General features: G+C 66.7%; 7 protein-coding genes. 4 read left to right on the forward strand and 3 right to left on the reverse strand.

Annotated features, from left to right (window positions below; translation table 11 throughout):
* Positions 1 to 34 precede the first annotated feature (34 nt).
* Positions 35 to 1,321, forward strand: a complete 1,287-nt coding sequence (locus ON43_RS41975; RefSeq protein WP_083914443.1) for an MFS transporter — start codon at positions 35 to 37, stop codon at positions 1,319 to 1,321.
* Between the two features lie 183 nt (positions 1,322 to 1,504).
* Positions 1,505 to 1,870 (forward strand): BlaI/MecI/CopY family transcriptional regulator, encoded by a 366-nt coding sequence (locus ON43_RS41980; RefSeq protein WP_040816682.1) that lies wholly within the window; start codon positions 1,505 to 1,507, stop codon positions 1,868 to 1,870.
* Positions 1,871 to 1,874: 4 nt separating this feature from the next.
* Here ON43_RS41980 and ON43_RS41985 read toward each other — a convergent pair whose 3' ends face one another.
* The 3 genes from ON43_RS41985 to ON43_RS42000 form a co-directional block, all read right to left on the reverse strand.
* A complete protein-coding gene (locus ON43_RS41985) occupies positions 1,875 to 2,834 on the reverse strand; it encodes a M56 family metallopeptidase (protein WP_040816684.1) in 960 nt (319 codons plus the stop codon).
* Positions 2,835 to 3,077: 243 nt separating this feature from the next.
* Positions 3,078 to 4,277, reverse strand: a complete 1,200-nt coding sequence (locus tag ON43_RS41995; RefSeq protein WP_051180279.1) for a hypothetical protein — start codon at positions 4,275 to 4,277, stop codon at positions 3,078 to 3,080.
* The gene (locus ON43_RS42000) at positions 4,277 to 5,212 is read right to left on the reverse strand and encodes a metal-dependent hydrolase (RefSeq protein WP_040816686.1); all 936 of its coding nucleotides are present in this window, start codon (positions 5,210 to 5,212) and stop codon (positions 4,277 to 4,279) included. The genes ON43_RS41995 and ON43_RS42000 overlap by 1 nt, the downstream gene beginning before the upstream one ends.
* A 194-nt stretch (positions 5,213 to 5,406) precedes the next feature.
* Here ON43_RS42000 and ON43_RS42005 point away from each other — a divergent pair, with 194 nt between their 5' ends.
* Both ON43_RS42005 and ON43_RS42010 read left to right on the forward strand, forming a co-directional pair.
* On the forward strand, positions 5,407 to 6,018 hold the full coding sequence (locus ON43_RS42005) for a TetR/AcrR family transcriptional regulator (RefSeq protein WP_040816687.1): 612 nt from the start codon (positions 5,407 to 5,409) through the stop codon (positions 6,016 to 6,018).
* Positions 6,019 to 6,111: 93 nt separating this feature from the next.
* Positions 6,112 to 7,264: glycosyltransferase 87 family protein (locus ON43_RS42010; RefSeq protein WP_063712734.1), on the forward strand; the 1,153-nt coding region annotated here is incomplete at its 3' end.

Raw genomic sequence — 7,264 nt, forward strand, 5'->3', positions numbered from 1 at the left:
GTTCCGCGCCTTCGACCTACCGGCGCGGCTGTTGATGATCAATCAGTTCGGCATCAACCTCGGGTTCTACATGTTGATGCCGTACCTGGCCGGATACCTCTCGGGCCCACTGGGTTTGGCCGCCTGGGCGGTCGGGCTGGTGCTCGGCGTGCGGAACTTCTCCCAGCAAGGGATGTTCCTCATCGGCGGCACCCTGGCCGACCGGCTCGGGTACAAGCCGCTGATCGTCGCCGGATGTCTCCTGCGCACCGGCGGTTTCGCCCTGCTGATCTTCGCGACCTCCCTGCCCGGACTGCTGATCGCCTCCGCGGCAACGGGATTCGCCGGAGCGTTGTTCAATCCGGCAGTTCGGGCCTACCTCGCGGCCGACGCGGGGGAGCGGCGAGTAGAGGCGTTCGCGGTATTCAACATGTTCTATCAAGCGGGCATCCTGGCCGGTCCGCTGGTCGGACTGGCCTTGATGGCAGTGGATTTCCGCGTCACGGCGGGCTCCGCGGCGGCGGTATTCGCCGCGCTGACCGTGGCACAGTTGTTCGCCCTTCCGGCCCGCCGAGCGGCCGACCGGACGGAACAGTCTTCGGTGCTGCAGGATTGGCGCACCGTGGTCGGGAACCGGCGATTCCTGGCCTTCGCGGCGGCGATGATCGGATCGTATGTGCTGTCGTTCCAGGTGTATCTGGCACTGCCGCTGCAGGCCGAATTCATCGATCCGGCCCGGTCTCAGGCGCTGACCTCGGGTGTGTTCGTCATTTCCGGAATCGTCGCCGTGGCAGGCCAATTGAAGATCACCGCCTGGTTCCGGGCCCGCTGGGGAACCGGCCGCAGCCTGGTCGTCGGCATGTGCCTGCTGGCGGTGTCGTTCCTGCCGCTGGCCCTGGTGCCGAGACCGGACACCCTCGGCGTCACCGTAGCGATCGCCGCCTTGTTCGGCTCGGCGGCCCTGCTCGCAATCGGCACCGCCGCGGTCTTCCCGTTCGAAATGGACACGGTGGTCTCGCTGTCCGGCGACAGGCTGGTGGCGACCCACTACGGCTTCTACAACACCGTGGTCGGCGTGGGCATCCTGGCCGGAAACCTCGCTACCGGCGCGGTGGTCGGGATCGCCCGGCGCAGCGGAATGGATTGGGCGGTCTGGGCGGGCCTGATCCTGATCGGTCTGGCCGGGGCGTTCGCACTCCACAAGCTGGACCGAAATGTTCCGGTGCCGGCGGGCCGCCATAGAGCGCGAACGCTCGTATCGGCCGGTTACCGGGGACCGGTCACCCCCGCGCCACCCGGGCCCATCGGTGAACGATGGTGGCCGGTCAAACCGCGCGAATGACGGGCAGTCCGGGAGGCCCTGCCTCCCGGACACCGCCGCGGATGTTTCCGAGCCGGTTACAGCGATGACACGAGGAATTCCGTGCGATCTGAAATACTACTTACGTACGTAGAACGTATTGTGTTGCGGCCCTGAGGGTCACGCCGGTGTGCATGCGGCCGTGGCGCGAATCGAGGAGCACGCATGCTGTCACGGAGATTCGGTGAGCTCGAATCGGTTGTCATGGAACACATCTGGTCTAACTCGACGCCCATCACGGTCCGCGACGTCTACCGGGAGCTGTCGGGTGAGCGCAGCATCGCCTACACCACCGTGATGTCGACAATGGACAACCTGCACCACAAAGGCTGGCTCGAACGTGAACGCGACGGCAAGGCGTACCGGTACCACCCGGTCCTGACCGGGGAGCAGTACCGGGCGCAGCTGATGCGCACCGCGCTCGGCAGCGGCGGCCGGATCGACCTGGTCCTGACGCATTTCGTCGACGGCATCAGCGCAGAGCAATCCGATTGCCTGCGTGCGGCATTGCGCCGCCGGCGCAGGACCTGACCGGTCACGGAAGCACGGGCACGCACACCGCGATGCCGATGACGGTCGCGAGCGTCGGAACGAGCGGAACCAGGATCACGGCAATCATGCCCGCGCGCACGCCTTTCGGGGTAGCGGGCGTGGGGTGCCTCCAGCTCGCCAGTCGCTCGAGCCGACCCGTCACGGCGGCGTCCCCGACGCCGAGCGCGCCGACCGGTTCGACCGCACTCTTCGACAACGTGATCAGCGCCTGCCGAACCGCTCCGGGACCGTGCGTGCGAGCCGCGACGTCGTCCGCGCACAACTCCAGCAGCCGTGCGACTTCCGCCGCACCGACGGTGAACAGCCGCAGCCACGGCACGACCGTGGCCAGCCCACGCGTGAGCATCAGGATCAGATGATGGCGACCGTCCACATGCGCACGCTCGTGCGCCAATACGGCCGCGAGCTGATCGGGCCCCAGTGCGGCGATGACTCCGCTGGTCACGACGACGGTCGGCGGATCGCCCGCCACGCAGTAGGCCGCCAAGTGATCGACATCGACGACGACCGCGTCCAGTTCCGCATTGTGCCGCCCGGCAATTCGCGTCATCCGAGCGTGCTCCCGGCTGGTGGCGCGGGTGCGCAACAGGATCCGCGCGAGCTTTACCAGCGTCACCGCGAGCGCCGCCGCGGACAGCCCGGCCAGCGTCAGCAGCCCGGCCTCGGTCGCGAATCCGTAACGGCCCGTGGCTGCGTCGTGCAATTCGGTGACGCACGAATCGACGATGCTCAGCCGCCTGGAGTGGATCAGATCGACCAGCAGATCCACCGCCAGCACGGCGAGCGCTGCCGTCCACGCGACCCCGACCAGTCCGATCGAGACCAGCCATGCGGTCAACCCGGCCCGCGGCTCGAGCCCCGACCGCCCGAGCCGCCGCAGCAGCGACGGCGCGAAAACCGCGACGGTGAACCCGTAGACGAACAGGCACAGCGCAATGCTCAACGATGGATTCCGGAACCGGGCGAATGCGATCCGTCGTTGCTGTGCCCGCGATCCCGGTGATGACTCCCTCCGTGATTGTCGTCATGACCGCACGCCGGTCGGCAATTCGGGCTGTGCGGATCCGCTCCGGCCGACGGGGTGGCGGCCAGCGCGCCGATCGCGATTGCGACCGCCGTGACCCCGATGCGGAGAACGTTCGTACCGATCATTATGAGATTTTCCTTTGCGAGCAGCCGAGACTGTCTACGATCTACGTACGGAGACCGTAGATCCAATCCCGTTGTGTCGCAAGTGCCCTTGCCCATCGCTGCGCGGCAGGGTCAGGACGGCGGCGGAGCAGAGGGCGGCGATGAGGAAGCAGGCGAGGGTGTACCAGAGGTTGCCGATGGGGTCGCCGTTGGCGGTGTGGCCGTTGGTGGCGTTGAGGAAGTCGGGGAGGGCTGTGGCCCAGAGGATTGCGAAGACCAGGAGGTAGAGGATGCTGTAGGCGCGGACGAAGTTGTTTAGGTAGGGGGCGCCTTCGCGGCGTAGGTCGGACCAGCGGCGGTAGAGGATGGGGATGGCGACGACGGTGACCGCGACCAGTTCGAGGGCGTAGATGGTGCCGCGGACCGTGGTGCTGCCCGCGCCGAGGACGGTGGCGGGGAGGGGGAGGATGAAGGTGCCCAGGGAGGCGAGGAGGCCGATTGCCACGGTGCGCCAGACCAATTCGAGGGCGGGCATTCGGATGCCTTGGTCGGCGCGGCGGCCGACGAAGCGGTAGACGCAGTACGCCAGCGACATCGGCCACAGGGCGGCGAAGACGACCACGCTGGGGAGTGGCACCGAATCGAACATGGGCTGGTTGAGGGGGTTGTCGGTGGTCCACTCCCACCAGCGCAGCTGCGGGCCGATGTGGTCGAAGATCTCGTAGAAGGCGTGGTGGACGAAGCCGACGCACGTTGCGCCGACGATCGCGCCGTAGCGGGCGAAAACGCCCAGCATGCGGACGATCTCGTAGGCGATCGTGGCCATGAACGGGTAGATGGCGATGATGTAGAGCGGCAGGCGGCCCCACAGGAAGTCCACCGTGAACACGTTGTGGGCGAACATGGTGTCCACGTGGCCCGAAATGCCGAAGGCGGCAGGGAAATACAGCGGCGGCTCGATGACGAACAGGTAGGCGGTCGCGCCGAACCAGAGCACCAGGTTGGTGGGGTCGCCCTGGCGGCGCAGGCGGACGACGGCCAGGATCAGGGCGAGCACCGAGCCGAGGATGATGGTGGTTTCCAGCACCGGGAGCGTCCAGTTCTCCAGTGCCAGCGGATTTCTCACCTCGACGATGCCGCCGGCGCTGTCACAGGAGAACCCGAGCGACTTGGCCAATTGATCGAACGTGGGTGCGCAGTGGTCGCTCGCGGCGCGCAGTGCCGGAGTCGCCAGGGCGCGCAGTGTCGGAGTCATCAGTTCGCCTCCGCGCCCGTCGCCTCGGCGGTATACCAGCGCGTGACGTCGTATCCGTCCTGATAACGCTGGAACCACACATCCGCCAGCGCGGGCGTCTTCTCGTGTGCGGGTTTGTGTTTCGGCAACTGGCTGCGAATGACACCGCGCAGCGCGAGCAGCTGTTCGCCCAGCGGCAGATCGTCGAAGGCCCGCGGCATCGGTCCCTGATCGGGCAGCGCGAAGCGCGGCAGCAGCTTGCCCAGCCGATGCTGGGCGCGGTAGGTCGCGGACATCGACAGGGCGTCGATCTTCCGTTCCTCCAGTGGCACATGCTTATTGAAGCCGATATTGGCGATGCGAATCATGCGTAGGACGTGCCGGAAGATCGACGGAGCCACGCGCATCCGGTAGAGATCGCTGCCCACGATCGAATCGAAGATGATGAGCGCCGAACTGCGGTGCTCGACCTCCTCGACGAAATGCCAGATGAACAGGGACGCCACCCGATCGTCGCCGGGCCGGAACAGCACCGCCTCGTTGTCGAGCATGAGCTTGAACACCGAGGTGAAGGTCGCCTCCAGGTCGGCGGTGTAGGCCAGCCGGTACTTCAGCGGGGTTTCCGCGGTGAGCTTGTCGAATTCGCCGACCACCTCGTCGAGGGTCTCCTGCAGGCCCGGGTAGTTGCGGATCAGGCCGCGCACGTGCTGCCGGTGCGCGGTCGAGTGCTGGCCCTCCTGCCGCATGAAGGCGTCGGCCTCCTCGGCGACTTCCGGATCGGTGATCAGCGGCTTGGCCTGCATGATCATCTTCACGATCATCTTCTCGAAGCCGATGGCCAGGAACGAGACCGCATTGGCCATGGCCGAGAAGGCCGGGTTCTCGGGATTCCAGAGGAATGGCACGTCGTGCTGTTCGAACGCGAAAGTCAGCTTCCGCACGATCAAATCCGTCATTTCGGAGATACCTCGTCTGTTCGGAGGTGAATGGGTCCGGCGGCCCGGGTCGCGCGCTCCTGTCATGGGCCGCGACGATGAGGCCGCTGTGAACATACAAACATACAGAGTCGCGTTCAAGTGTATGATTTGAAAAGCCTGCTCAGTGGGCCTGCCGTACCGGTCGGTGCGACACCGCGTGTTACCGTCGCCCCGTGGCACGAAGGCGCGGGTGGGGCGGCAGTCCGCCGGAGAATGATGACGAGGCGACGCGTCGAATCGTCAGTGCCGCAGTCGAATTGATCGGGCGCACCGGCGCGGAGATCAGCATCGCCGATGTGGCGGAGTCGCTCGGGGTGATCCGGCAGACCGTCTACCGGTATTTCCCCAGCGCCGACGCGCTCATGCGGGCCTCGGCCATCGCCTCGGTGGACGGCTTTCTGGATCGGCTGGAGGCGCGGGTGCGCGGGCTCGTCGATCCGGTCGAGGCCATGACCGAGGGCATCGTCTTCACCCTCACCGAGGTGCGGCGCACACCGCATCTCGGGATTCTGCTCACCGCGACGTACTCGAACGCGGACCCGTCCGGGATCACCTCGGCGGAGGCGCAGGCGTTCGGCCTGACCATGATCGAGCGGTTCGACGTGGACTGGCGGGCCTGCGGGTACGACGACGAATCCCTGCCCGAGCTGGTCGAATTCCTGCTGCGGACGATGCAGTCGTTCTTCATCTCGCCGGGTAACCCGCCGCGGACCGATGACGAGCTACGACGGTATCTGCGCCGCTGGATGGGCAGCGCGATCGTCGCGCAGATGGTGGTCAAGTGAGCCGCCGGGCGTGAAACCGACGGACCGTTAGGATTGTCCGTCGTGTCGGATTCAAGGTCTTTGGTGCTTTCACGGTCCGGTGCAACCCTTTTCGTGCTCGCCATCAGCGCGGTGGCGGCGTTGACCTTGGTGTTCACCAGCGTCGACCCGCGGCTGGAGAAGGCCGGCATCCTCGCGGGCGGACTGGATGTGCACATCTACCGCGAGGGCGCCTGGCGGCTGCTGCACGGGCATTCGCTCTATGCCGACGAGACCGTCGGCGGGCTGCTCTACACCTACACGCCGTTCTCGGCGATCGTCTTCATGCCGGGCCTGGCCGTGCCCGCGGCCTGGATCACCGACGTGTTCCTGCTGGTGAATCTCGGTGTGCTCTACGGCTGCGTGCTGATGTGCTGGCGGCTGCTCGGCTACCGGCTGACCGCACGGCTCGCGAGTGTCAGTGCGCTGCTTGCCCTCACCTGCGTGTTCCTGGAACCGGTGCGGACCACGCTGTTCTACGGGCAGATCAATCTGGTGCTGATGCTGCTGGTGCTCTGGGATTTCTCGCGACCCGAGGGCTCGCGGCTGCGCGGCGTCGGCGTCGGGGTGGCGGCCGGGATCAAGCTGGTGCCCGCGTTCTTCATCGTGCAGTATCTGGCGCTGCGGCAATGGCGTTCGGCCGCGACGGCCGCGGGGACGCTGGTGGCGACGGTCGCCCTGGCCTGGCTCGTCTCGCCCGGCGATTCGCGGCAGTACTGGTTCTCGACCTTCTTCCACGCCGATCGCATCGCGCCCGATACCGATCCGGCCAATCAGTCGATTCGCGGAGTGCTCGCGCATCTGACCGCGGGCGCCGCCCCGGCCTGGCTGTGGCTGATCCTCGCCGGGATCGTCGCGGGCGCGGGGCTGTGGCTCAGCGTGGAGCTCCACCGCCGCGACGAGCGTTTGCTGTCGGTGACGCTGGCGGGGATGACGGCCTGTGCGGTATCCCCGTTCTCGTGGGGGCATCACTGGGTTTGGTTCGTGCCGTTGCTCGTCCACCTGGTGCACCGCGCACAAACACAACCCCGATGGTGGATCGCCGCCGCGGCCCTGTTCGTCGCGGCCGGAGCCTGGACCTACCAGTGGACCCCCGACTTCGCCTCGGTCGGCGTCTTCGTCCTGCCCAAGCCCTGGCACAGCGAGCCGATCCTGGAGAACGCCCACGTCCTGCTGTACCTCTCCGCCCTGCTCTACAGCTGGTCGATGATCCGCAAACCGGACCGTC

The sequence above is a fragment of the Nocardia concava NBRC 100430 genome (assembly GCF_000308815.1).
GTDB lineage: Bacteria > Actinomycetota > Actinomycetes > Mycobacteriales > Mycobacteriaceae > Nocardia > Nocardia concava.

Bases quoted from the DNA above. Each gene is read 5' to 3' on its own strand.
- ON43_RS42000 (WP_040816686.1), bottom strand. From the start codon at position 5,212: ATGACGGATTTGATCGTGCGGAAGCTGACTTTCGCGTTCGAACAGCAC.
- ON43_RS41980 (WP_040816682.1), top strand. From the start codon at position 1,505: ATGCTGTCACGGAGATTCGGTGAGCTCGAATCGGTTGTCATGGAACAC.
- ON43_RS41995 (WP_051180279.1), bottom strand. From the start codon at position 4,277: ATGACTCCGACACTGCGCGCCCTGGCGACTCCGGCACTGCGCGCCGCG.
- ON43_RS41975 (WP_083914443.1), top strand. From the start codon at position 35: ATGATCAATCAGTTCGGCATCAACCTCGGGTTCTACATGTTGATGCCG.